The sequence below is a fragment of the Nonomuraea solani genome, assembly GCF_900108335.1.
Lineage (GTDB): Bacteria > Actinomycetota > Actinomycetes > Streptosporangiales > Streptosporangiaceae > Nonomuraea > Nonomuraea solani.
This window is the reverse complement of record NZ_FNVT01000039.1, coordinates 30,187-54,714: the sequence shown is the minus strand read 5'-3', so window position 1 is coordinate 54,714 and position 24,528 is coordinate 30,187. Positions and strand designations below refer to the sequence as shown.

Annotated in this window: 22 protein-coding genes and 2 tRNA genes; 8 read left to right on the top strand and 16 right to left on the bottom strand. The window is 68.4% G+C overall.

Translation table 11 applies throughout. The features are described 5' to 3' along the window. Positions 1 to 573: 573 nt before the first annotated feature. Positions 574 to 972 (top strand): hypothetical protein, encoded by a 399-nt coding sequence (locus C4V41_RS57735; protein ID WP_103964551.1) that lies wholly within the window; start codon positions 574 to 576, stop codon positions 970 to 972. A 76-nt stretch (positions 973 to 1,048) separates the two neighbouring features. Further along, positions 1,049 to 1,240 (top strand): hypothetical protein, encoded by a 192-nt coding sequence (locus C4V41_RS57730; protein WP_235031048.1) that lies wholly within the window; start codon positions 1,049 to 1,051, stop codon positions 1,238 to 1,240. Here the strand turns inward: C4V41_RS57730 and C4V41_RS57725 are convergent. From C4V41_RS57725 to C4V41_RS57685, 9 genes are all read right to left on the bottom strand, one after another. Next, positions 1,210 to 1,890: a response regulator gene (locus C4V41_RS57725; RefSeq protein ID WP_103964549.1), complete on the bottom strand. Its 681-nt coding sequence runs from the start codon at positions 1,888 to 1,890 to the stop codon at positions 1,210 to 1,212. The two genes, C4V41_RS57730 and C4V41_RS57725, sit on opposite strands and share 31 nt — an antisense overlap. Next, on the bottom strand, positions 1,887 to 4,382 hold the full coding sequence (locus C4V41_RS57720; protein ID WP_103964548.1) for a sensor histidine kinase: 2,496 nt from the start codon (positions 4,380 to 4,382) through the stop codon (positions 1,887 to 1,889). Before C4V41_RS57720 ends, C4V41_RS57725 begins: the two co-directional genes overlap by 4 nt. A 9-nt stretch (positions 4,383 to 4,391) precedes the next feature. Beyond that, on the bottom strand, positions 4,392 to 4,859 hold the full coding sequence (locus C4V41_RS57715; protein WP_103964547.1) for a group II truncated hemoglobin: 468 nt from the start codon (positions 4,857 to 4,859) through the stop codon (positions 4,392 to 4,394). An 86-nt stretch (positions 4,860 to 4,945) separates the two neighbouring features. Then, positions 4,946 to 5,019: transfer RNA gene (locus C4V41_RS57710), tRNA-Met, on the bottom strand. 120 nt (positions 5,020 to 5,139) lie between these two features. Beyond that, a tRNA-Met gene (locus C4V41_RS57705) sits at positions 5,140 to 5,216 on the bottom strand. A 57-nt stretch (positions 5,217 to 5,273) separates the two neighbouring features. After that, positions 5,274 to 8,228 carry a UPF0182 family membrane protein gene (locus tag C4V41_RS57700; RefSeq protein ID WP_103964546.1) on the bottom strand — a complete coding sequence of 985 codons (2,955 nt, stop codon included), beginning with the start codon at positions 8,226 to 8,228 and terminating at the stop codon, positions 5,274 to 5,276. Between the two features lie 129 nt (positions 8,229 to 8,357). Next, positions 8,358 to 9,404 carry a YlbL family protein gene (locus C4V41_RS57695; RefSeq protein WP_103964545.1) on the bottom strand — a complete coding sequence of 349 codons (1,047 nt, stop codon included), beginning with the start codon at positions 9,402 to 9,404 and terminating at the stop codon, positions 8,358 to 8,360. A gap of 10 nt (positions 9,405 to 9,414) precedes the next feature. Then, complete coding sequence (locus C4V41_RS57690; protein WP_103964544.1) at positions 9,415 to 9,840, bottom strand: molybdenum cofactor biosynthesis protein MoaE; 426 nt, start codon at positions 9,838 to 9,840, stop codon at positions 9,415 to 9,417. 17 nt (positions 9,841 to 9,857) lie between these two features. Further along, positions 9,858 to 10,931, bottom strand: coding sequence for an NAD-dependent epimerase/dehydratase family protein (locus tag C4V41_RS57685; RefSeq protein WP_103964556.1), 1,074 nt, complete (start codon positions 10,929 to 10,931; stop codon positions 9,858 to 9,860). A 79-nt stretch (positions 10,932 to 11,010) separates the two neighbouring features. Here C4V41_RS57685 and C4V41_RS57680 point away from each other — a divergent pair, with 79 nt between their 5' ends. From C4V41_RS57680 to C4V41_RS57670, 3 genes are read left to right on the top strand one after another with little or no spacing between them, the layout of a single operon-like run. Beyond that, complete coding sequence (locus tag C4V41_RS57680; protein WP_235031047.1) at positions 11,011 to 12,273, top strand: zinc-dependent metalloprotease; 1,263 nt, start codon at positions 11,011 to 11,013, stop codon at positions 12,271 to 12,273. After that, positions 12,270 to 12,830 carry an NUDIX hydrolase gene (locus C4V41_RS57675; protein ID WP_103964542.1) on the top strand — a complete coding sequence of 187 codons (561 nt, stop codon included), beginning with the start codon at positions 12,270 to 12,272 and terminating at the stop codon, positions 12,828 to 12,830. The genes C4V41_RS57680 and C4V41_RS57675 overlap by 4 nt, the downstream gene beginning before the upstream one ends. 37 nt (positions 12,831 to 12,867) lie before the next feature. After that, entirely contained in the window at positions 12,868 to 13,860 is a 993-nt protein-coding gene (locus C4V41_RS57670) for an endonuclease/exonuclease/phosphatase family protein (protein ID WP_103964541.1), read from the top strand. Here C4V41_RS57670 and C4V41_RS57665 read toward each other — a convergent pair. The 3 genes from C4V41_RS57665 to C4V41_RS57655 form a co-directional block, all read right to left on the bottom strand. After that, a complete protein-coding gene (locus tag C4V41_RS57665) occupies positions 13,841 to 14,437 on the bottom strand; it encodes a glycosyltransferase family protein (protein WP_103964540.1) in 597 nt (198 codons plus the stop codon). The two genes, C4V41_RS57670 and C4V41_RS57665, sit on opposite strands and share 20 nt — an antisense overlap. After that, positions 14,434 to 14,949: a M48 metallopeptidase family protein gene (locus tag C4V41_RS57660; RefSeq protein ID WP_200824988.1), complete on the bottom strand. Its 516-nt coding sequence runs from the start codon at positions 14,947 to 14,949 to the stop codon at positions 14,434 to 14,436. The genes C4V41_RS57665 and C4V41_RS57660 overlap by 4 nt, the downstream gene beginning before the upstream one ends. A gap of 67 nt (positions 14,950 to 15,016) precedes the next feature. After that, positions 15,017 to 15,799, bottom strand: a complete 783-nt coding sequence (locus C4V41_RS57655) for an enoyl-CoA hydratase/isomerase family protein (RefSeq protein ID WP_103964538.1) — start codon at positions 15,797 to 15,799, stop codon at positions 15,017 to 15,019. A gap of 338 nt (positions 15,800 to 16,137) precedes the next feature. Between C4V41_RS57655 and C4V41_RS65715 the strand changes: the two genes are divergently transcribed. Further along, positions 16,138 to 17,706, top strand: coding sequence for a ThiF family adenylyltransferase (locus C4V41_RS65715; protein WP_160150769.1), 1,569 nt, complete (start codon positions 16,138 to 16,140; stop codon positions 17,704 to 17,706). Between the two features lie 62 nt (positions 17,707 to 17,768). Further along, positions 17,769 to 19,103 carry an ABC1 kinase family protein gene (locus C4V41_RS57645; protein ID WP_103964537.1) on the top strand — a complete coding sequence of 445 codons (1,335 nt, stop codon included), beginning with the start codon at positions 17,769 to 17,771 and terminating at the stop codon, positions 19,101 to 19,103. Between the two features lie 1,143 nt (positions 19,104 to 20,246). Here C4V41_RS57645 and C4V41_RS62575 read toward each other — a convergent pair. After that, positions 20,247 to 21,299: a TetR/AcrR family transcriptional regulator gene (locus C4V41_RS62575; protein WP_160150768.1), complete on the bottom strand. Its 1,053-nt coding sequence runs from the start codon at positions 21,297 to 21,299 to the stop codon at positions 20,247 to 20,249. A gap of 70 nt (positions 21,300 to 21,369) precedes the next feature. On the opposite strand from C4V41_RS62575, the gene C4V41_RS57635 reads away from it, so the two are divergent. Further along, positions 21,370 to 21,993: a hypothetical protein gene (locus C4V41_RS57635; RefSeq protein WP_103964536.1), complete on the top strand. Its 624-nt coding sequence runs from the start codon at positions 21,370 to 21,372 to the stop codon at positions 21,991 to 21,993. Positions 21,994 to 22,825: 832 nt separating this feature from the next. Here the strand turns inward: C4V41_RS57635 and C4V41_RS57630 are convergent. The 3 genes from C4V41_RS57630 to tesB form a co-directional block, all read right to left on the bottom strand. Next, on the bottom strand, positions 22,826 to 23,095 hold the full coding sequence (locus tag C4V41_RS57630; RefSeq protein ID WP_103964555.1) for a WhiB family transcriptional regulator: 270 nt from the start codon (positions 23,093 to 23,095) through the stop codon (positions 22,826 to 22,828). Between the two features lie 127 nt (positions 23,096 to 23,222). Then, positions 23,223 to 23,489, bottom strand: coding sequence for a hypothetical protein (locus C4V41_RS61450; RefSeq protein ID WP_146104228.1), 267 nt, complete (start codon positions 23,487 to 23,489; stop codon positions 23,223 to 23,225). Between the two features lie 113 nt (positions 23,490 to 23,602). Next, a complete protein-coding gene (gene tesB / locus C4V41_RS57625; protein WP_103964535.1) occupies positions 23,603 to 24,472 on the bottom strand; it encodes an acyl-CoA thioesterase II in 870 nt (289 codons plus the stop codon). Between the last annotated feature and the right edge of the window lie 56 nt (positions 24,473 to 24,528).

Here is a 24,528-nt window from a genome sequence, read left to right as displayed (position 1 = left end):
CCAAAGATGAATGCCAACCAAAGGAATCCGTCAATCAATATGACGGGGTTGTGCATCATGCACTGGCTTTTAACACACTGTTGAGTTCTCAAGAAACGGACGCGTACTTCCTTCACCAGAACCACTCTCGTGATCCCCGCTCGGAGGCGTTCACTTTCCGTTCGTTATGACTTAATTCTTTCAGCCGTTCAAGTCCCTGTCAAATTGACCCGACTCGCTCGACCTGCGGTAATTAAGTGCTGTCCCTTTCGGGGACAACCCCTCTAACTTACCAGCCCCTCCGAAGTGCTTCGCACCATCGAGAGAACCGAGAAGGTAGTGGGATTTGCCGGGCATCTCCGAGGGGTTCTAGGAACCTCTTGGCCGCCCTGCGAGAAGCAACTCTAGCAGGGCGCCGCACCCACTCTGGCCCACAACAGGTAATCCAGAGGTCGTTCCCTGGCCACCTGACGCTCAAACCTCGCCGGCAGACCTCCAGGCCGACACCCGCAGGCAAGCCGTCGGCAAGTCATCCGCAATCGTCCCTCTGTACGAAGTACCTACGAGCAGACTGCGCTCTCGGAGGTGCCCGCTATGACCCGGTCGGAGTTCGACGACATCCGCGCCTTCCTCTCTGATGAGGCGACCCACGCTGGAGACCTGCTGAGAGTCGCCAGGACGTTGATCGACGACCTCGAACACGCCCGGATGCACGAGGCCGTCCTCCGTACCCACTATCTGCGTCTTCTCACCGCCGCGCGGGCGACCGTGGCCGCCGAGGCGGTGGGCGCGCCCGAGCCGACGGTGTTCGTCAGGCAGGAGCTGGCCGCGCGCGGTCAGTTGCCGGAGGACGGCGAGGCCGTACAGCAGATCTTGTCCGACGCCCGTACGGCGGCCGCGCTGCTCGCCTGTGTCGAGGACGCCACCCCGCCGCGCCCGCAGAAGATGCGCCTGCGCCGGTGCATCGGCACCAGCCGCATACTTCCCACGTAACTACAACTCAGGGCATACCCGCCCTTGGTTACCCGGCTGCAAGACTGCGCATATGTGGCAGCGAAGGTTGAACTGGTTGGCAGTCATCCTGGTCGGGACATTTGGCCTGATGTGGGTCGGCGTCGTTATTTACGCGGACCAGACCTCTGCCTTCTGGATGCGCATCACGCAGGTCATCTTCGGATTCCTGCTGCTGGGCTGGGCCGTACAGAAAGCGGTCGTGATGATCAGCAGGGGCTACTCGGAAGCGGACGGCTGGAACCGGTAACCCATTCCCGGCTCGGTCAGCAGGTGCTCCGGGTTCGCGGGATCCCGTTCGAGTTTGCGGCGCAGCTGGGCCATGTACTGGCGCAGGTAGTGCGTCTCCTTGAGATAGGACGTGCCCCAGACCTCCGTCAGCAACTGGCGCTGGCTGATGAGCTTGCCGGGATTGCGCAGCAGGATCTCCAGGAAGTGCCATTCCGTGGGCGTGAGGCGTACCCCTCCTGAGATCGTCTTGCCGGCGAGGTCGATGACGTGCTCGCCCACCTGTACCGTCACGGACTCCTCGCCGTGCTGACCGGTGCGGCGCGTCACCGCGCGCACCCGCGCGAGCAGTTCGTCGATGCTGAACGGCTTGGTCACGTAGTCGTCGGCGCCGGCGTCGAGCGCGTCCACCTTGTCGGTGCTGTCGGCCCGCCCCGACAGGACGATGATCGGGACCGAGGTCCAGCCGCGCAGGCCCGCGATGACGTCGACCCCATCGAGGTCGGGCAGCCCGAGGTCGAGGATGATCAGGTCGGGATGCCAGTCCGCGGCCTGCCGCAGCGCCGTGCCGCCGTCGGAGGCGAGCGCGACGTCGTACTGCCTGGCGGCCAGGTTGACGCGCAGCGCCCGCAGGATCTGCGGCTCGTCGTCGACCACGAGCACGCGCGTCATGCGGTCCTCCGCAGCGAGATGGTCATGGTCAGGCCTCCTCCGGGAGTGTCCTCGGGAACGAGCGTGCCGCCCATCGCCTCGGTGAGTCCGCGCGAGAGCGCCAGGCCGAGGCCCACGCCCGCGTGGTTGTCGCGGTCGCCGAGCCGCTGGAACGGCATGAACACCCTTTCATGCGCCTCCTGCGGGATGCCGGGGCCCCGGTCGATGACGCGAATCTCCACGTTCTCGCCGTGCCAGCTCGCACTGACGAGTACGGGCTCACCTGCGGGACTGTGGCGGACGGCGTTCGTCATCAGGTTGACGAGCACTCGTTCCAGCAGCGCCGGGTCGGCCATGAACTCGGGCAGCTCGGGCGAGATGTCGCTGGCCAGGCGGTCGCGCAGCGGGCCGAGTTCGTCGACGGCGTGCGGCAGGACGTCCTCGATCGCCACCGGCTCCAGGGTCACGCCCAGCACGCCCGCCTGCAGGCGGCTCATGTCGAGCAGGTTGGAGACGAGCCGGTTCAGCTTGATCAGCGACTCGTCGGCGGTGGCCAGCAGCTCGGCCCGATCCGCCGCCGACCAGGTGACGTCGGTGCCGCGCAGGCTCTCGACCGCCGCCCTGGCGGAGGCCAGCGGGGTGCGCAGGTCGTGGCCGACCGCCGCGAGCAGGGCCGTGCGCATCCGGTCGGCCTCGGCCAGCGGCTCGGCCCGTTCGGCGGCCTCCCGCAGCCGCTGCTGCCGCAGCGCGACCGCCGCCTCGGCCGCGAACGCCTCCAGGACCCGCCGATCACCGGCCTCCAGGCCCCGTCCGCGCGCGGCGAGCAGGAGCCGGTCGTCGATCACGACGTCGGCGTCGGCCGTGCCCGGGCTCGTGGCCGGCTCCCCGCCCGACGTGGCCACGATGCGCCATTCGCCGGGCGGACCGGTCCGTTCGAGCAGCGTCACCGATGCCAGCCCGAACGTCTCCCGCATCCGCGCCAGCAGCGACGGCAGCGCCGACTCGCCCCGCAACACGTGACCGGCCAGCGTGGACAGCACCTCGGCCTCGGCCCGGGAGCGCGCCGACTCCCTGCTGCGCCTGGCCGCCAGGTCGACGACGGTGCTCACCATGGCCGCCACCAGCACGAAGATGGCCAGCGCGAGCACGTTCTCCGGCGCGGCGATCCGCCAGGTGTGCAGCGGCGGCGTGAAGAACCAGTTGAGCAGCCCGAACCCGAGCACCGCCGCCGTCAGCGCCGGCCACATGCCGCCCACCAGGGCGACGCCCACCACGAGCAGCAGGAAGAGCAGGATCTGGCTGGGCAGCGTCAGCTCGGTGGCGGACAGGCCCGCCGTGAGCAGCGGCACCCCCAACAGCGCCAGCCCCCAACCGGTCCTCCGCCGGGCACCGGTCAGCGCCGCCCCCTCCCGCGACCGCGCCCGGCCCTTCCCGGTCGCCTCGTGCGGCACGATGTGGACGTCGATCGCCCCCGACAGCGCCGCCGTCGTCACGCCGACGCCCCGCGACAGCAGCCGCCGCCGTCTCGACGCGCCGAGCACGAGCTGGGTGGCGTTCACGCCACGGGCGAACTCGAGCAGCGCGCGCGGCACGTCGTCGCCGACGAGCTGGTGGTAGGTGCCGCCCAGGTCCTCGACGATGGTGCGCTGGCGGACGAGGTTCGCGGGGTCGTCGCCGGTGGCCAGGCCGGCGGCGCGGACGATGTGCACGGCCATCAGGTCGGCGCCCTTGCTCCTGCCCGCGATGCGCGCCGCCCGGCGTACGAGCGTGTCGCCCTCCTGCCCTCCCGTGAGCGCGACCACCACACGTTCGCGGGCCTCCCAGGTGCCCGCGATGGAGTGGTCCGTACGGTAACGGCCGAGTTGCTCGTCCACCTTGTCCGCCAGCCAGAGCAGGGCGAGCTCCCGCAGAGCGGTCAGATTGCCGACCCTGAAGTAGTTGGCGAGCGCGGCATCGACCCGTTCGGGCGGATAGACGTTGCCGTGGGCCAGCCGCCGCCGCAGCGCCTCCGGCGCCATGTCCACCAGCTCGATCTGGTCGGCCCGCCGCACCACCTCATCCGGTACGGTCTCCCGCTGCGGCGTCCCCGTGATCCGCTCGACCACGTCGTTGAGCGATTCGAGGTGCTGGACGTTGACGGTGGACACCACGTCGATCCCGGCGTCGAGGATCTCCTCGACGTCCTGCCAGCGCTTGGCGTTGCGGGAGCCGGGGGCGTTCGTGTGGGCGAGCTCGTCGATCAGGGCGAGCTTGGGCGCGCGCTCGATGACCGCGCCGGGGTCGAGCTCGCCGAACGTCGCCCCCCGATGCACGCTCGTGCGCCTGGGCAGCGTCTCCAGCCCGTCGAGCAGGCGGGCGGTACGGTCCCGGCCGTGGGTCTCGGCGAAACCCACGACCACGTCCTTGCCGCGCTCGGCGGCCCGGTGGCCTTCGCACAGCATCGCGTACGTCTTGCCCACCCCGGGCGCCGCGCCCAGGTAGACGCGTAGCCGCCCCCTGGGCCTGCCTCCCATTCCTCCAGGTTACGGCTGGTACGGCGGCGCGACCCCCCACCCCCAGTGCGGCACCGGAGCGTGCGGCGGAGGCGTCGCCCCGGGCGCGGAGTTGTGCCTGGCCAGCCTGGTGCCCCATTCGATGTAGCCGGCGAACGCCGCCCTGAACTCGGGATCGTCGGGAAGACCGACCTCATCGGCCGCGTCCATGAGCAGGCTGACCCATCTGCGGCGCTGCGGCTCGGTGATCGCCTTGCCGAGGTGGTGGCGGAGCATGTTGGAGTAGCCGCCGCGTTCCTGGGTGTAGCGGTCGGGGCCGCCGAACACCTCGCTGAGCCACATGGCCACATGCCTCGGGTGGTCGGGGTCCATGTGGGCGAACAACGGCCCGATCAGGTCGTCCTTGACGACGCTGCGGTAGAAAGTCTCCGTGAGCCGCTCGAAAGCCTCGGTGCCACCGGCCCATTCGTAGAGCGTGGGCACTGCCTTTTCAGTCATGTAATCATGTAATCAGCAAGGCGGGTGCCGGGCAACAAAAAAGTCCCCGGCCACCGGATGAACCGGTGACCAGGGACTTTCTCTAGTAGCGGGGACAGGATTTGAACCTGCGACCTCTGGGTTATGAGCCCAGCGAGCTACCGAACTGCTCCACCCCGCGTCGGTGTGTTAATAAGAACTATACAGGCTCTCCAGGAGTGCTCGAACCACACGCCTCAGAACACCCATCCCGCACACGACAAAGGCCCGGCATCCGTTTCCGGATCCCGGGCCTCTCGGTTGGTAGCGGGGGCAGGATTTGAACCTGCGACCTCTGGGTTATGAGCCCAGCGAGCTACCGAACTGCTCCACCCCGCGTCGTCGTGCTCTGTAAGGCTACCGGTGACGCGGGGTGGGCGCAAACTGAATGCGCTGCTACCCCGTTGGTGACGGGGACGGCGGCGGCGAACCTGTCGGCGAAACACTCGGTGACGCGGAAGGCGAGGCCGACGGGCTGGCCGACGGGCTGGCCGACGGACTCGCTGACGGGCTGGCCGACGGCGCCGGCTGCGCGTTCGCCCCTTCCAGCGCCTTCAGAGCCTCCTCCAGCCGCTTCTGGGCGTCGCCGTAGGCGTCCCAGTCGGGCGGGCTGGCCTGCAGCGCCTTCTGCGCGTCCGCGTACGCCTTCTTGGCGTTGCCGATCGCCGTGTTCAGCGCGCCGCTGCTCTGGTTGGGTTGCGTCTGCGTCTGTTCGTTCTCGGCGGGTTGTTGCTGTTGCTCCCCGCCGAAGACCTGCGCCAGCGCCTCCTCCAGGTTGCGCGCCACGCCGATCTTGGTGCCGAACGACACCAGCACCCGTTGCAGAATCGGGTACGGCTCCTGGCCACCGCCCGCGGCCACCTGGATGTACACCGGTTCGATGTAGACCAGGCCCCCCGCGTACGGGAGCGTCAGCAGGTTTCCGTACCGGACGGACGAGGCACCGACGCCGAGCAGGTTGAGCTCCCCCGCGAAGCGGCTCTGGAAGGCGTTCTGCGCCTGGCCGGGACCAGGGATCGGGGTGCTCGACGGCATGCGCAGGATGCGCATCCGGCCGTAGTCACCGCCGGCCGAGGAGTCGACCGCCATGAACGCCGCCAGGTTGGGCCCCTGCCGTGGCACGAACGTCGTCGTCAGCGAGAACGTCGGCGTGCCGCCCGGCATCGTGGTGGTCAGGTAGTAGGGCGGCTGCTTGATGTTCTTGTTGTTCTGGGTCGGGTCGCCGGGGACGTTCCAGAAGTCCTGGCCGCTGTAGAAGGCGGCCGGGTCGGTGATGTGGTAGCGCGACAGGGTGTAGCGCTGCACCTTGAACAGGTCTTCCGGGTAGCGGACGTGCTGGCGCAGGTCCGCGCTCATCTCCGCGGCCGGGCGGATGACGCCGGGGAACGCGTTGCTCCAGGTCTTGAGCACCGGGTCGTTGTTGTCCCAGGCGTAGAGCTTGACCGTGCCGTCGTAGGCGTCGACCGTGGCCTTGACCGAGTTGCGGATGTAGTTGATCTTGTCGCTCGGCTGCTGGGCGATCACGCGACGGTCGGTGGACGTGTCGCGCGTCATGTCGTCGAGGCTCTCGCTCTGCGAGTACGGGTAGTCGTTGGACGTCGTGTAACCGTCGACGATCCACTGGATGCGCCCGTCGATGATCGCCGGGTAGGGGTTGCCGTCGAGCGTGAGGAAGGGCGCGACCTTCTGGACCCTGTCACGCGGGTTGCGGACGTACAGGATCTTGGAGTTGTCGTTGACGTCGCCGGAGAGCACGATGTTCGCCTCGCCGTACTTGGCGGCGTAGACGAGCCTGTTGAGGAACGAGCCGACGGGCACGCCGCCCTTGCCGGTGTAGGTCGTGTTCTCCTGGCCCGTGCCGCCCGTCTTCGGGTAGTCGAGCTCCTGGGGCCTGCTCGGGTTGCCGCCCGCGATGACGTATTCGGTCGTGCCCATGTTCTCGCCGTAGTAGACGCGCGGCTCCTTGAGCCCGGTGCTGGTCACCAGCGGGCCGGTGACCGGCATGTCCTTGGCGTCGTAGGCGGGCAGTCCGCTGGAGTCGACCTGGTTGCCGGGCGCGGCGACGAAGCCGTAGCCGTGGGTGTAGACCAGGGCCCGGTTGATCCAGTTGTTCTGGCTCGCCTCCGGGCCGGCGATCTCACGCACGCCGACGATGTGGTCGATCAGCTTGCCGGAGCCGTCGGGATAGCGGTCGACGTCGAGCGGGTCGGCGAAGTTGTAGAAACCCCTGATCCGCTGTGTCTGCTCGTAGGTCGAGGAGACCAGCGCCGGGTCGAGCAGGCGCACGCCGGAGACCGACGTGTCACCGTTGGTCTGGACCTTGGTGGGGTCGGCCTGCGCGTTGTAGGTCTCGACCTCGGTCTTATCGACGTTGTACGCCTGCCGTGTGGCCTCGATGTTGCGCTGGATGTAGGCCGACTCCTTGCCCTGCTGGTTGGGCTTGACCTGGAACTGCTCGACCAGCGCCGGATAGACGCCGCCGATCAGGATGGCCGAGAGCACGAGCAGGCCGAAGGAGACCCCGGGCAGCATGCCACCGGGGCGCACTACGCCGGCGAAGAAGAGCGCGGCGCAGATCAGCGCGATGATCGCGAGGATGTTCTTGGCCGGCAGCACGGCGTTGACGTCGGTGTAGGACGCGCCGTGCACGAAGCCGCGGTCGGAGAAGACCAGCCCGAAGCGGTCGATGTAGTAGGCGACGGACTTGAGCAGCACGAAGACGCCCAGCAGCGCCGACAGGTGCACGCGGGCCGCGCGTGAGGCGTGCACGCCCGGCGACTGCAGGCGGAACCCGCCGTAGAGGTAGTGCGTGATCGCCGCCAGCGCGATCGAGATGATCACGGCGGTGAACAGGAAGTTCAGCACCATCCGGATGAACGGGTAATCGAAGGTGAAGAACGAGATGTCATACCCGAACAACTTGTCCGGCTGGCCGAACTCCGCGCCGTTGATGAACTTGATCCACGTCTCCCACTGCCCCGAGAACGAGGAGCCGGAGAAGAGGGCGAGAAGTCCCATGCCGACGATGAAGATCAGCTTGCGGTGGGGGTCGAGCGCCATGCGGTAACGGTCGGCGCCGCTGCCCCCGCCGAAGATCGCGGGGCCGAACATCGGCCGCGTCCTGAAGGCCAGCAACATGTTGCCGCCGGCGATGCCCACCATCAGGAGGGCGCCGACCAGGAACAGCACGATCTGGGTCAGCAGAACACCACTGAAGACCGACGTGAAGCCGGTCGCGTCAAACCACAAATAGTCGGTGTAAATACCCGAAAAGAGAAAAAATAGGGCGACAATCGCCACGAGAGCGATCGCCACAGGCAGAAGCAGTCGCGGTCGGCGGGGCAAGCGCATCGCCCTGCCGGCTCCTGGGGTCCGGAAGCTCAAGGCCAACCCCTCGTCGTAATGAAGAAACGGTCCGTGTCTGGCAACCTACACCGCTGTGCCAGCCGTACGGCTAACGCACGACGATCGCCAGAAGTTTCATCCGGCCTCGCACGCGGGCACGTTTCCCTTGCCCGTGCGCAGCGCGTCGATCGACTGCACCGCGTCGTGCAGCGTGTCGGCCCGCACGAGCCGGAGCCCGTCGGGCACGGCCTTCATCGCCTCGGCGCAGTTGTCGGCGGGGGTGAGGAAGATCGTGGCGCCCGACTTCACGGCGCCGACCATCTTCTGCGCGATCCCGCCGATCGGGCCGACCTCGCCCGTCGGCTGGATGGTGCCGGTGCCGGCGATCTGCTTGCCACCGGTGAGCGCGCCCGGCGTCAGCTTGTCGAGAATGCCGAGCGAGAACATCAGCCCGGCGCTGGGCCCGCCCACGTCGCCCACGTTGATGTCGACGTCGAACGGGAACTTGTACTGCGCCTGCATCAGCACGCCCACGAGCGGCTGGCCCTTGGGGCCCGCCACCGTGTCCAGCGTGACGTCGAACTTCTCTTTGCCGCGGGTGACGTTGAACCGCACGCTCTGGCCCGGCTTGTGCGCCTTGACCGCGTCGCTCACGGCGTTGACGTCCTTGGCCGGCTTGCCGTCCACGGCGGCGATCACGTCGCCCTTCTGCAGCTTGCCCTCGGCCGGCTTGCCCTTCTCCGTGGACACCACCGTCACGACCATGTCGTAAGAGATCTTGAGCTCGGTGAGCGCGGCGGCGGTGGCGGAGTCTTGGGAGTTGGTCATCTCGACCGTGTTCTCCTCCTCGACCTCCTTCGGGTCGCGGTCGGGAGCGAAGATCGTCTCCTCGGGGACCACCGCGACGGAGGGGTCGAGCCAGCCGCGCAGCGCCGTCAGCAGGTCGATCCGGGCGGCCGGGCCACCCTGGTAGGCCACCGTGACCAGGCTCAGCGCGCCGTCGGTCGGAAAGGTCTCGCGGCCCTTGATCGAGATCACCGGCTTCTTGTCGACCTCGCCGATGGTGTTCTCCGTCGGACCCGGGCTCAGCACGACATAGGGGACCGGGCGGAACGCGCCCACCACTCCGAGCGCGAGCACGAGGAAACCCGCGAGCAGCAGCGTCAGGGCGCGTCGTGACATGTCGATGAGCTTATTCGCCGGCGCCGACCCACTCGGTCTCGCCATCGGCGAACACCTGGTGTTTCCAGATGGGGACCTGGGCCTTCAGATCGTCGATCAACCGGCGCGCGGCCAGGAACGCCTCGTCCCGGTGCGGCGCCGCCACGGCGACGATCACGGCCGTGTCGCCCAGCCTCAGGTCGCCCACCCGATGAACGGCGGCCAGCGCCGTCACGGGGAAGTCGGCGGCCACCTTCTCGGCCACCTGCCGCAGCTCGGCCTCGGCCGAGGGGTGCGCCGAGTAGGAGAGCCCGGTCACCGGCTTGCCGTGGTCCTGCTCGCGCACGGTGCCGACGAAGAACGTGGTCCCGCCCGCGGCGTGGTCGCCCACGGCGGCCAGCACCTCGTCCACGGAGAGCGGGGTGTCGCGAATGCCGAGCAAGCGGATGACGTCCACGGAAAGAGCCTAACTCGCTACTGGCGCCGCTTCTTACGTACTTGGCGAACGATGGCGGCGGTGCCGATCACGGCCACGGTGGCGCCGGCGGCGGTGAGCGTGGCCTCCTTGACGGGCAGGCGCCGGCCGACCACGGTCGTCCTGTTCTCGCGCAGTTCCAGGAGCTGCTCGAACGCGGCCTCATTGGTCCACGACGGCTTCCAGCCGGCCTCGCGCAGCGCCGAGCAGTCGACGACCCACGGGTAGACGACGTAGTGCAGGTCGGTCGCCGGGGCCGGGGTGATGCCGAGCCGGTGCAGGCGCTGCGCGGTGCCGAACGTGAGCCCGGCGGGCAGTTCGAGGCTGCGGATGCCGGACAGCTCCTCGACCTGGTCCTGCTCCAGCCAGCCGTCGGAGCCGACCGCCACGATGCCGCTGACGCCGCCGCGCGCGGCCAGCTCCAGCGCCGACACCAGGTCGTCGATGTGGCAGAACTGCCAGTGCGGGTTGCAGCCCTTGACCGTCAGCAGCCTGGGCGACTCGAAGTGGCGGGTGATCACCGTGTCGACGCCGGGGCCGACGACCGCGGCCGGGCGCAGCACGGTCACCTCGAGGCCGGGGTGGCTGCGCGGCGATCGGCGTACGAGAGACTCGATCTCCAGGAAGTCGCCCACCACGCCGGTGTCGGGCTCGGCCGCCACCGGGGCGTCCTCGGCCAGGGGCACCTCGTTGTCGGGCGCGGCGCCGTACACCATCGCGCTTGTGACCAGCACCACACGGCGGACGCGCGCGGCGGCGCAGGCCGTCAGCACGGTCTGGGCGGCGCGCAGGTTGTACGCCCGCCGCTCACCGGGGTCGGAGTCGACGGCGTAGTCACCGGCCAGATGGACCAGCACGTCGATGTCCGAGATCCGGTTCGCCAAGAGCGGATCTCGGACATCGATCACCCTCCACGTGGCTTCCTGGACGTCGCCACGCTCCTCGTCGATGGCCACCACTCTGCGGAAATCCGCAGCGGATACGAGCCTTGCGAGCAGCTCCCGGCCTATGCCGGAGGCCGCGCCCGTGACGGCGACGACGGGTTGGCGCGGGCGTTTCGAGGTAGGCACCAGGTCCTCACTTTGCACTGATCCGCCGTAGGACGACTAACGTGGCGGATGTGGACTCCTCCATCCTGCACGAGGTAGAGCGGTGACTGACCTGCCAGGTCGCGAAAACGACCCCAACGAAAACCCGTTCGCCATGTTCGGCAACCCTGAGCAGATGGCTCAGGCGATGCGCCAGTTCGCCGACATGCTGTCGGCGCCCCAGGGTTCAGGCCCTGTCAACTGGGACATGGCCAAGAACATCGCCCGGCACGCCGTGGTCGCCGAGGGCGACCCCAGCGTCATGGAAGGCGAGCGCCGCCAGATCGTCGAGGCGCTCAGCCTGGCCGATCTGTGGCTGAACGAGGCGACGACGCTGCCAAGCGGCGTGTCGAATCCGCAGGCCTGGAGCCGGTCCGAGTGGATCGAGAACACGGTTCCGATCTGGCGCAAGCTTTGCGAACCCATTGCCGAACGCATGGTCGACACCATGGGCGGCGCCCTCGGCGGCGCGGGGATGCCCCCCGAGGCCGCGCAGATGGCCGGGCCGCTCATGGGCATGCTGAAGCAGATGGGCGGCATGATGGTCGGCCAGCAGATCGGGCAGGCGCTCGGCTCGCTGGCGCGTGAGGTCATCGGCACGACCGACATCGGGCTGCCGCTTTCCGACACGGCCGCGCTGCTGCCCGGCGGGATCGCCTCCTTCAGCGAGGGCCTGGAGATTCCGGCCGACGAGATCCGGCTCTACCTGGCGTTGCGCGAGGCGGTGCACCACCGGCTGTTCCAGCACGTGCCGTGGCTGCGTTCGCATCTGCTGGGGGCGGTCGAGGAATACGCCAAGGGCATCACGGTCGACACCTCGGCGCTCGAAGAGCAGATCCGCGGGCTCGACATCAACAACCCCGAGGCCATCCAGGAGGCGCTGAGCGGCGGCAACCTGCTCAAGCCCGAGGAGACCGAGCGGCAGAAGGCCGCGCTGACGCGGCTGGAGACGATGCTCGCGCTGGTCGAGGGCTGGGTCGCCACCGTGGTCGACAAGGCCGCCGAGGGCAAGCTGCCCTCGGCCGTGGCGCTGGCGGAGACCGTACGCCGCCGCCGCGCGACGGGCGGGCCCGCCGAGCTGACGTTCGGGACGCTCGTGGGGCTGGAACTGCGGCCCAGGCGGCTGCGCGAGGCCGCGGCGCTGTGGCGGGCGCTGGAGAGCGAGCGCGGGCTCGAAGGGCGCGACGCGCTGTGGGGTCACCCCGACCTCATGCCGACGGCCGACGATCTCGACGACCCCGAGGCGTTCGTACGCGGTGAGGCCGCGTGGGACATCTCCCAGCTCGAGGCCAAGCCCGACGACGACGGCAAGGGCGACGAGAGTTGAGCCTGCACCACGACGCGGTGGCGGTGCTGTCCGGCTGGACCGCGCCCACACTCGGGGAAGAGGCGCTGCGCGCGGAGTTCCTCGATCACCTGCGGGCGCACGACGACGCGATGTCGCGTGCATGCGCCCCAGGGCATCTGACGGCGACGACGGCGGTGTTGTCGCACGACGGGTCCCAGGTGCTGCTCACGCTGCACCCGAAGGCCAAGATGTGGCTGCCGATGGGCGGTCACTGCGAGGTGGCCGACACCTCGCTCGCCGGCGTGGCGCTGCGGGAGGCGCTGGAGGAGTCGGGCATCGCCGGGCTGGAGCTGCTGCCCGGGCCGCTCGCGCTCGACCGGCACGAGGTGTGGTGCCATCCGCCGCGGAGCTGGCACCTCGACGTCGAATACGCGGCCGTGGCCCCCGCCGGGGCCGAGGCCGTGATGAGCGAGGAGTCGCTCGACCTGCGCTGGTTCCCCGTGAACCGCATTCCGGAGCCGTCCGACGAGGCGACGCGGCGCTTGGCCCAACGTGGACAGGCCGCGCTCAACTCGGGCTCACGCGTGCTTGGCTAGAGTCTTTTGTGTCGTTCCAAAATGGGAGGGGCCCTGCGTGGAGACTTCTGCCGTCGGCGGCACGATCGTGACACCGCAGCGCAAGCGCTTGAAGTTTCCTGGGACGGCGTTGACGTGGGTGGCCGTGACGCCGTTCGCCGCCTGGGCGGTGGCCAGGGTGGCGGGGCTCGAACGCGGGTCGCTGCCCACGCAGATCATGACCGCGACGCCGTACGCGGCGGCCGGCTCGCTGGTCCCCCTCCTGATCGCCGCGGTCGGGCGTAAGCGGGCCGCGACCGCCGTCGCCCTGCTCGCGACGGCGGCGCTCGGCTTCAGCGTCCTGCCCAGGGCGCTGGGCACGGCGGACGCGGCGACGGGCCGTTCGCTCAAGGTCCTGACGCTCAACACGCTGTTCGGCCGGGCCGACGTGGCGACCGTCATGCGGCTCGTACGCGAGTTCGACCCCGACGTGCTAAGCACCCAGGAGCTGACCCCCGGCATGGTCACCGACCTGGACGCGGCCGGGCTCAAGGAGCTGATGCCCCATCGCGTGCTGTACGACGAGTGGAGCGCCGGCGGCAGCGGGATCTTCTCCAAGCATCCGGCGCAGGAGCTGGAGAACCTGATGCCGCCCGTCGGGCACCAGATGCCCGCGGCGCGGATCACCCTGCCGGGGGGCAAGGCGATCGAGTTCATCGACGCGCATCCATTCCCGCCGCTGGGGCCGCAGGTCAGCGAGTGGACACAGGCTTTGGCGGCCTTTCCGTCCGCTTCCCCCGACGTCGTACGGATCATCGCGGGCGACTTCAACGCCTCGCTCGACCACTCGGCCATGCGCGGGCTGCTGTCCCGTGGCTACAAGGACGCGGCCGACCAGGTGGGGGCCGGGCTGATCCCGACGTGGCCGGCCAACAAGCGGGTGCCGCCGATCATCACGATCGACCACGTGCTGGTGGACGAGCGGGTCGGCGTGCAGGAGGTCAGCGTGCGCGACGTGCCGGGCACCGACCACCGGGCCGTGCTGGCCCGGCTCACCATCCCTGTCCCCTGATCGAGATCAGGGCCCGGGTGTTGTCCCAGCCTTCGAGGCCGGGGTCGAGGCGTTCGACGTCTTCGCGGCTGCGCAGGCGGTGCCAGCCCGGCGTGGTGGCGACCCGGCGCGGGCCGGGGGCCTGGGCGCGCAGGGCGGCGGCCACGTCGGGGGCGTCCAGGTCGGGGTCGGCCCAGGCGGGCGCGGGAAGCGCGCAGGCCATGGCGACGGCGCCGCCGTTCTCAGCCGGGCAGATCGTGATCTCGGCCCGGCCCAGCTCCCTGAACAGCTTGCCGACCAGCAGGGGCGGCAGGTCGGGGGCGTCGGCGTTGATGACGGCGGCCTGGTCGGCGCGCAGACGGCCGAGCACGTTCTTCAGGGGTTCGTCGTCGTCGATGACGATCACCTCGGTGCCCGGCCAGACGATGTCGTCGAGGGCGGGGACGCTGGTGATGAGGACCGGGGTGACGAGTTCGAGCCCCGCGACCATCTCGTAGGTGTCCTCGGCCACCGCTTCGAGGAACTTCCCGGGGTCGACGCCTGAGGGCGCCGCCTGGGCCATGTGCCGTCGTACCAGAACCGCGGCGATCCGCGTCAACACTCCTCCGGTGCCATGTTGGCCGCGGCGGAGAACCCTTCGAGGAACCCGCGCGCCCGCTCCGCCTTCGGATACTGTTCTACCAGCGCCCAGAACGCGGCTCCATGGCTGGGCACCAGCAGGTGCACGAGCTCGTGGATGATGACGTAGTTGATGACCCACTCGGGCAGGCCCTTGAGCCGGGTCGAGATCCTGATCGTGCCGTTCTCCGGGGTGCACGAGCCCCAGCGGTGATGCTGGTTGTCGACCCAGCGCACGCTCACCGGGTCGGGCTTGCCGTTCAGATATTTGATCGACAGTTCCTTGGCCCGCTCCAGCAACGCCTCGTCGGTGGGCCTTCGCCGGCGCTCCTTGGCGGCCAGCCGATCCAGCATCCGGCTCACCCATTCATCCGCGTCTTCGCCGCTCAGCCAGGCGGGCAGGAGCACGATCGTCTTGTCGCCGTCGCGGTAGGCGGAGACCGTACGCCGGCGACGAGAACTGCGACGAACCTCGACTGTCTCGGGGGGCACATATGCACGTTAGCCGAGACTGACGAAATTCCACAGAGGGTGGACGTTGTTTCTGCTGGTCAGATGATTAAGAGCCGGTGAATTTGGGCATGCGCCTTTCCCGATGCGCGGCCAGACCCTCGATCATGTCGGAGGATGCCATGGTCACGGGCTGGGCCAAGGATTCCCACCTCAGCGCGGCTTCCAGGTCTTGATGGTCTTGGTTGAGGGCTACTTTTGTGAGCCTTGTGGCAATGGGCGCGTTCTGGGCGATCTTCGTGGCGATGGCTCGTACTTCCGACATTAGGTCATTTTTCGGGAAAGATTGATTTACGAGCCCTTTATCCGCCGCTTCCACGCCGATCATCACGCGACCTGTCAGCAGCATCTCCCGGGCCAGGCTCGCGCCCGCGCGTCTTGGCAGCAGGTACGTGGCCGCCATGCCCGGATGCAGGCCCAGCGTGGTGAACGGGGCCAGGAGCTTGGCGTCGTCGGCGGCGTACACGAGGTCGCAGGCCAGCGCCACGCACAGCCCCGCCCCGACGGCCGGCCCGTTGACGGCGGCGATCGTGGGGATCTCGAGCTCGGTGATCGTCAGCCAGGTGCGGTAGAAGGCCAGCATCCGGTCCCGAAGTTGTGGCACGGCCTCCGTGTTCCGCTCGCCTATCCAGGACAGGTCACCGCCGGAGGAGAACGCCGTGCCCGCGCCGGTGACGATGAGACAGCGGACGTCCCGGTCTTTGGCCAGGCCGGACATGGTCTCCAGCCATTGGGCGGTCATGGCGTCGGTCATGGCGTTGCGGAGGTCGGGGCGGTTGAGGGTGACTTGTACGACGCCGTCGTCGCTGCGATCGACCAAGAGCTCGCTCATGCGGGGAAGCGTAACCCGAGCGGTCATCGGCTTTACCGCCGTCGAATCCCGTACCGTCGCTTGTCCGCCCCACCCTCTTGGAGCGACACGGGACAGCTCGCCCCTCTATGAACACGTTCGGCGTCTCTGACCATCTTGATCTTCTTCTGAGGACCTTGCCTATCCACAAGCGAGGGTCCTGCGACGTAGTTGTCCACAGCCCGCGCCGAACCCGCTCGGGATCTTGCTCCGGCGTGGAAACCTTGCCCGCCATGAGGCCACGTCTGAAGCCCTCCCTCCGGCGCATTCTCCGTGACGAGCAGACCCTTCAATACGGTTCGCATCCCCTCCGAGCCGTCATGCTGAGCGGTCTGACCAAACCTGTCCGCGAGTGGGTCGAGAGCCTCGACGGCACCCGTGATCTGGAGTGCGTCCTGCATGAAGCCGCGCTCGCCGGCCTCGACGAAATCCGCGCCAGATCCATGCTCAACCAACTCGCCGCCCAGGGCGCCCTCCACGACGCGGGCACCGATCCCGGTCTTCTGCGTGACCTCCCGCTGGCCGAGAGAGACCGCCTGAAGCCCGACCTGGACGCCCTGGACCTCGCCTCCACCGCCCCCGACGGCGTGATCGCCCGCTTCGAACGCCGCAGAATGACACGGGTCCGCGTCTATGGAGCCGGCCGGGTCGGCGCCCAGGTCGTCGCCCTGCTGGCCGCCAGCGGCGTGGGCACCGTCCGCGTGATCGACCCGGGCACCGCCAGACCCAGCGACATCACGCCCGGCGGCCTGACATGGGCAGAGGTAGGCATGCCCCGCGAGGCCGGAGCCGTAGCGGTCGCCAGAAGACTGACATCAGGTGGCGCGGACCCCATGGAAACCGACGAGTTCGGCAACCCTCACGAACCCACCGACGCCGCACAGCCGGACGCCACCCTCAAAGGCGCACCCCGAACACCTCGCCTCGGCCCCCGAACAGCACGATCTTCACGAACTTCCAGAGCCTCCGAGAGCACCCAAGCCGAAGCGAGCCGCCGAGCCGCCCAGCCCACCGCGACCACCCGAGCCGTCCAAAGTGTCCAGGCCGCCCGGACCGGTGCCGCCACTTCACCAAAGGCACCCCCACGCCCCTCCCCCGCCGCCCCACCGAAGGCACCGTTCGCAGGCCCCGCACCCACCACCCCACCGAAAACGCCATCCGCGGGCCCTGCAACCGCCACCCCAACGAAGAAACCGTTCGCAGGTTCCGCAGCCGACGCTCCGCCAAGAGGGCCGTCCACGAATCCCGCACCCACCACCGCACCGAGGGCGCCGTCCGCAGGCGCTCCGCTCGCCAGCGGGTCTCGGGGGACGATCCCTGCTCCGACGGACGCCGATGAGGTCGACGAGGAGGAGCGTTGTGCCGAAGTGATCAGGCCGACGGTGAACGCGTTGGCCGGCGGGCCGTACCTTGGGGACAAGTCCGATCGGCCCGATCTCGTCATCCTGACCCCCGTCACCCCTCTCGACGGGATTCTGGTCAACGAGCTGAACTCCCTGGAGATCCCCCATCTCCTGGCGTCCGCCTTCGAGGGGCACGGGACGGTCGGGCCGCTGGTGCTGCCCGGCGACACGGCGTGCCTGCACTGTCTCGATCTCACCAGGCGCGACCGTGACCCCGCCTGGCCGATCGTGACCGCCCGGCTCGGGGGCTATCCGCCCGGCGAGATCGCCTGTGACGCGACGCTCGCGACGGTGGTCGCGGCCGAGGCCGTGGGCCATGCGCTTGCGTTCCTTGATGGCAGAGAGTCTGTTGTGACCAACGGCACAATGGACGTTACCCCTGATTGGCGCTGGAAAAGGCGGTCGTGGAAGCTTCACCCACATTGTCGTTGCTCGCGAAACAATCCATATTCGCTAAGAATGGTCATGGCACCCGACCGCGACTGACGTGCTCCGGGGACGGCCATGAAGGGGGGAAGCGGCATCTCTCAGAGGTTCCGCGCATCAGTGTGAGCGATCTTCCGCGTCGTGCTGTCACGCGTTCCGCCAAGCTGGCCACCCTTCCGCTCAGCTTCGCCGGTCGCGCTGTCCTGGGATTGGGCAAGCGCATCGGCGGCAAGTCGGCCGAGCTGGTGGCTCAGGAGGTTCAGCAGCGTACCGCCGAGCAGGTCTTCAAGGTCCTTGGCGAGCTCAAGGGCGGGGCGATGAAGCTCGGGCAGGCTTTGTCGATCTTCGAGGCGGCTCTACCGCAGGAGGTCGTCGGGCCCTATCGCGCCACGCTGACCAAGCTGCAGGACGCCGCGCCGCCGCTGCCCGTGTCCACCGTCCACAAGGTGCTGGCCGAGCAGTTGGGTGACGGCTGGCGGGAGCACTTCCTGTCCTTCGACGACCAGCCGACAGCCGCCGCCTCGATCGGCCAGGTGCACAAGGCCGTGTGGCACGACGGCCGCGAGGTCGCCGTCAAGATCCAGTATCCGGGGGCGGGCAAGGCGCTGCTCGGCGACTTCGCGCAGCTCGCTCGCCTGGGCAAGCTGTTCGGCGTGCTGCTGCCCGGGCTGGACATGAAGGCGGTCCTGGGTGAGCTGAAGGAGCGGATCGCCGAGGAGCTCGACTACTTCAAGGAGGCCGAGGCCCAGCACGCCTTCGCCCTGGAGTTCAACGGGGATCCCGACTTCCACGTCCCCGACGTGGTGGCGGCGAACGAGATGGTGCTGGTCAGCGAGTGGATGGAGGGCACACCGCTGTCGCGCATCATCGCCGGCGGCACCCAGGAGGAGCGTGACCGAGCCGGGCTGCTCTTCGTGCGCTTCCTGTTCTGCTCCCCCGCGAGGGTCGGCATGCTGCACGCCGATCCGCACCCTGGCAACTTCCGCATGCTGGCCAACGGCAAGCTGGGCGTCCTCGACTTCGGCGCCGTCAACCGGCTGCCGGGAGGCTATCCCAAGGCGTTCGGGCAGCTGACGCGCATCTTCAACCAGGGCGACATGGCAACCGTCACGGCGGGGCTGCGGCAGGAGGGCTTCATCCGGCAGGACATCGAGATCGACCCCGACGCGCTGCGGGCCTTTCTCGCTCCGTATGTCGAGCCGACGGCGGTGGAGGAGTTCACGTTCAGCCGGGAGTGGCTGCAGGCACAGGCGGCCAGCGTCACGGACCTGCGCCCGACCAATGTGATCCGCCAACTCAACCTCCCGACGTCGTACGTCCTCATCCATCGGGTCCACGCGGCCGGAATCGGCGTACTGTGCCAACTCGGCGCCACGGCACGCTTCCGTGACGAGGTGATCCGCTGGGTGCCCGGCTTCTCCGACGATCCCGACGATGAACCCCTGGCAATCGGCTGACCAGGCCCTATGACGCGCGCTGAGCAGTTGAGAATCCGAACCTAACGGCCCCAGCAAACGCCCCATTCCGAGCCAACCGCTGGAGCCGTCGACGGGGCGCTCCGGACGGCTGCGGCATTGATCGTCCTGGCGCAGTGTGGCGGGCCGTGCGGTGTGGCGGGCCGTGCGGCCTGACGGTCCCGCGCGGCATACCGGTCCCATGCGACGTGCCGGCTCCGCGCGACGTACCGGTCCCGCGCGATGGCGACGGTCCCGTGTGGCATGCCGGCTCCGTGCGGCGTGCCGGTCTCATGCGACGGCGACGGTTCCCTGAGACATGGCGGCCCCGCGTGACACGCCGGCTCTGCACGACGTGGTAGGCCGTGCGGCGTTGCAGCGGGGGCGGCCTGACGGTCCCGCGCGACGTGACGGCCCGCGCGACGTGGCAGGCAGCAGCGTGGCAGCCGTGCGGCACGACGGTCTCATGCGGCCCGATGGTCTTATGCGGTTTGGCGGCCCTGTGCGGCGTGGCGGGGTCGGCTGGTCCCCGTTAGATCTGTTGTGGGCAGGGACCGGTCGGTCCTTTCCAGGTTCGTTGGGGCAGCGGGTCGGTCTTCCCTCTTCCCTCGCTGTGGCAGAGAGTCGGTCGGCCCTCTTCTCTCCGAGCGGGTGGAGCGGCCCGACCGTTGGCACTGTTCAGGGGGTTGCTGGGATCCGGAGTGTGGTGGATATGGGGACGGTGGGGAGGAGTTTGCGGAATGCACTGTATCTCTTGAGTACTTTGTGTAATTATATGGATGCGAACCGTTACCTTCTGGAGGGGCGGCAATGTGTCGATCTGCGGGCCTGGTTACCGGGGCTGGAGAGGTTGCGGGGTGGGGTGGGCCGGTGAGTCTGGGCGTACCCGTTGGTCGCATCGGCGTTTCTTGACTGCGTGACGCCGGCCGGAACTGTGCTGGGTCGTCGGGGGTTCTGCGGGATCGCCGGTACGGCTCGCATGCGGTCGGTTACCTGAACGAGCTGCTCGTCTGCACCGTTCTCGCCAGGTTTTCACTCTTCCGCATGAACCTGACGGGAGGGGCGGTGGGCAGCTCGCCGGCGGGAGGGCAATGCGCTTGCAGGAGTTCCGGGGCTACTGCTCGCCGATGCCCTCCCGCCGCCCCCTCATGAGCCCTTCGGAGATTCGGGGGCGGTTCCCAGGCCGGATATTAGGGCTTGGACGCCTTCCTGAAGGACTCGTTCGCCTTCCTCTCGGGAGTTGAGGAACCAGCCCGGGAGTGGGGTGCGGAGTGAGCAGGTGAGTTCGATGCTGACGAGGCCGTGGATCGTGGTCCACACCAGGTAGGCCGCGCGTTCTGGGGTTGTGGCGTTGATGAGGCCCGCCTGGGTCGCTGCCGTGGTGGCTTCGGCGAGGAGGTCGAAGCATAGGCGGAGGGCGTCGTCGCGTTGCTGGGGTGAGGGGTCGAAGTCGGGGAGGGGGCGCTCGAACATCAGGGCGTACAGGGCGGGGTCGGTCAGGGCGAATTGCCGGTAGCCGAAGGCGATCTCCAGGATTCGGGCCACAGGGGTGGCGGCCTCATCGCTGGTTGAGGTCCGAAGGGCGACTTCATTGCTGGCAGGAGTCGGAGGGGCAGCCTCGTCGCCGACCTGAGCCGGAGGGGCAACTTCGGCGCTGACCTGGGGCGGAAAAGCGACCTCGTTGCCGACTTGGGGCAGAGGGGCGGCCTCGGTGCCGACCTGAGTCAGAAGGGCGACGTCGGGGCTGACCTGGGCCGAAAAGGTGGCCTCGTCGCTCTGGGCTGGAGGGGCACCTTCCTTAAGGGGAACGGGCTCTTCGGCGGCTCGGGGAAGAGAGGTGGGTGCTTCGTTGACTCGGAGCGGGGAGTCGGCTCCGGGCAGAGGGGTGGCTTCGTTGTCGGCTCCGAGCGGGGAGGCTGCTTCGTTGTCGGCTGTGGGTAGAGGGGTGGCTTCTTCGTTCAGGGGTGTGGTCATTGCCTGGCGGAGGAGGCGGAAGCCGTGTTCGTAGATTGCTTCCAGTAGTGCGGTGCGGCCGCCGAAGCAGGTGTAGATGCCCATGGTGGAAGTGCCGGCGGCGTCTGCCACGCGCCGGAGGGTCAGGTAGAGGGCGCCCTGGTCGCGGAGGATGCGTAGCGCCGCGTCGAGCAGGTCCTGGCGCAGTGCGCCGAGTTCTTTCGGGGTGCTTACGGCTCTCGGCACCCTCTCACTTTATCGGGCTATAACGCGCATCATAACGAGCGTTATCAGTCGAGAGGAAAGGACTCACCAGATGCGTGTACATCGGGTCGCCGCGGTGGCGGGGTTCGTCTGTGCGGTGCTGCTCGTGGTCAACTCCGCGCGTCGGGCCGGGTTTCTGCCGGAGAACGCACTCACGCATGCCATCGCGCCCTTCGGTGCGCTGACGGGATTACTCGCGATCACCGGCATCTATCTGGTCATCCGGGGCACGGCCGGCACGCTCGGGCTCGTCGGGTACGTGCTCAACTCGGCCGGGCTGGCCGGGGCGTTCGCGATCGAGTACATCCTGCACTTCGTCTTTCCCTACCTGGGCGGAGGCACGGTTAGCGGGCTGCTGGCCGGGAGTACCGGGCGGGCGTTCCTCGTCACGTCGGTGGTTCTGGTGGCCGGGGCGCTGACGTTCAGTGCGGCGGCGATCAGGAGTGGGGTCATGCCCGTGGTGGGTGTGCTGCTCTACGCGGTCGGGATGCTTCCGGGGTCGCTGCGGAACCTGGTGCCGGTGCCGGTGTATCTCGCGGGGCTGCTGGTGGCGGCGGCCGGGGTCGCCTGGATGTCGGCGCGGCTCTGGGCCACCGAGGAGAAGGCTCTCGCATATGAGGAGGTCAGGGAGCCCGCGGTACGGTCGGCGCGGCGTGGTGTGCGGCCCACCGGGTGAGGTCGCGGGCCGATGATACTCGTCGGGGCCAATGATGTCCGTTGGGGGCCGATGATGCCCGCGGGCGCGAATGATGCCTGCCGGCGCGAATGATGCCCGTGGGGGCCGATGATGCCCCGTTGCTGCGGGAAGTGCATGCTTCCCCCGAGTGGTGGATGCCCGGGAGGTGGAAGCTCCCGATGCGCGACAGGTCGCGCCGGAAGGCGGTGAACGCCTTTCAGCCCGCCGGCCCACAGGTCGCGCCGGAAGGTCGTGGGCGTGTTCCGGCCCCTCGGCCGACAGGTCGCACTCGAAGGCAGTGGATGCATACCGCGCCGCCGCCCAACAAGTCGTCCAGGAAGGTAACGCCGAGCGACAGGTTGCGCCGGAGGGTGGTGGCTGCGTGCCAGCCAACGCGGACGCCGGGAAGTGGTGAGCGCATGTCGTCCCGGTGAGCGGCAGGTGGTGGAGAACGTGCTGTCCCATCGGCTGATCGGACACCTGGAGGTGGTGGTCGTGCGCTGATTCCCAGGGGAACGGCGAGAGCCGGGCGCTGGCTTGCGCCCGGCTCTCTTGGAGGATCCGGTGGAAGATCCTGCGCCGGCGGCAGGATCTTCCAGATCAGAGCTGGCGACTCAGAGCTCTGCTAAGGCGTTCGTTCGCCCGCTTGAGCTCGCGGCGCGCTCGCTGCACGCGACTGACGCGCAGGATGAGGCGCTGCTCCGCAGCCTCTCGGTGGAGGGTTTGTATTCGGTCGTTGACCAAGTCATGAATCAGATCCGGCACTGCGAGGCTCCTCGTCGGGTGAACGTTCATTGGTCTGCTCTTTCTGCTGGTTGGTGCGGTGTGGTGGTCAGGCAGCGACCGGGTGCTTGCGGGGACGCCCGCGCGGACGCTTGCGGGGAACGACGGTCCCCCGGAGGATCAGTTCGCCGCCCCAGACGCCCCACGGCTCCTCGCGCTCGAGCGCGCGGGCCAGGCAGGCCTTCTGGATCGGGCAGCCGCCGCAGAGCGCCTTGGCGAACTCAACGTCCTCCGGCGACTCGGCGAACCACAGGTCAGGGTCGGTACGACAGGGGATCTTGGCTTCGTCGATCAGGTCCATGATCGTCTTCGCCCCCATCTGCTTCTCCTTCGGATCGAGCTTTTTGATCTTGTTCGGAACACCTCGTAGGTGGTCGGGGATCACGGACAAACAAGAAGGCCGCGGATCCTGTCTGCGGATCCGCGGCCTGGGGGGCAATTCCCGGTCAGGTTATGACCGGGATATCCCTCCAGGGATACGGACCACGCAGTCCACCATTGGTGAGCTGGCTGGCCGGCAGTTCGATACGTGCCACATAGATAGGAGCGCCTTGCGGAGCCGCACCGACGTGGGCGTGCGCGGCGAAAACGGCGGCGGCCTGGCTACGGGCAGACTTCTCCTGCCGCAGCTTGGCGGGACCATCAACGAGTCTCACCGAGTCACGGCATGCGGAGGCGAGCCACATCGGGTTCACCATCGTGCTGCTGATCACCGGGACTCACCTCCACTCTTGGGATCGTCGGAACAGGAGTGTCCGACTCGCTTGACCATGACCCTAAACCGGAGAGCCGGGAAGGGGCAACATATTTTCTACCTGCGATTTCATCACTTTGTCCGGCGGATCATCGCCTCTTGAACGACCGAGACGACGAGGTCACCCGACGCAGTGAACATCTCACCCCGGGCAAGGCCCCGGGCCCCCGCCGACCACGGGGACTCCTGAGCATAGAGCAGCCAGTCGTCGGCCCTGAAGGGGCGGTGGAACCACATGGCGTGGTCGAGGGAGGCGCCCATGATGTTGGAGGCGCCCCAGGCCAGGCCGTGGGCCAGCAGTATCGTGTCGACCAGCGTGAAGTCCGACGCGTACGCCGCCAGCACCACGTGCAGGAGCGGGTCGTCCGGCAGATCGGCGTGATAGCGGAACCACACGTTCGTCTGGGCGCTGCGCAGCTCCGGGTTCTGGTGCGCCTCCCACGTCAGCGGCGAGGCGTATCTGGCGTCCACCGGCCGCGGCCGCGACAGCCAGTCACGCAGCTCCGGGTTGTCGCCGACCAGCTCGTGCATCCTGCCCTGGAACGTCGGCAGCGTCTCCGGGTCCGGCACCGACGGCATCACCGACGCCTGGTGCTCCACGCCTTCCTCAAGGATGTGGAACGACGCCGACATCGTGAAGATCGCCTTGCCGTGCTGGACGGCCACGACGCGGCGGGTGGTGAACGAACGGCCGTCGCGCAGGCGCTCGACGTTGTAGACGATCGGGATCGAGGGGTCGCCCGGCCGGATGAAGTAGGCGTGCAGCGAGTGCACGTTGCGGTCGCCGGGCACCGTACGGCCGGCCGCCACCAGGGCCTGGGCCGCCACCTGGCCACCGAAGACGCGCTGAATGCGCTCTTCCGGGCTTCGCCCCCGGAAGATGTCGAGCTCGATCTGCTCCAAGTCGAGCAGATCGAGCAACTCCTTCAGCGCCTCGTTCACGTGTCGGTCCCCCTCATGACTTCCGCTTCTGGGACAAGTGTGACGGGTCGCCCGCC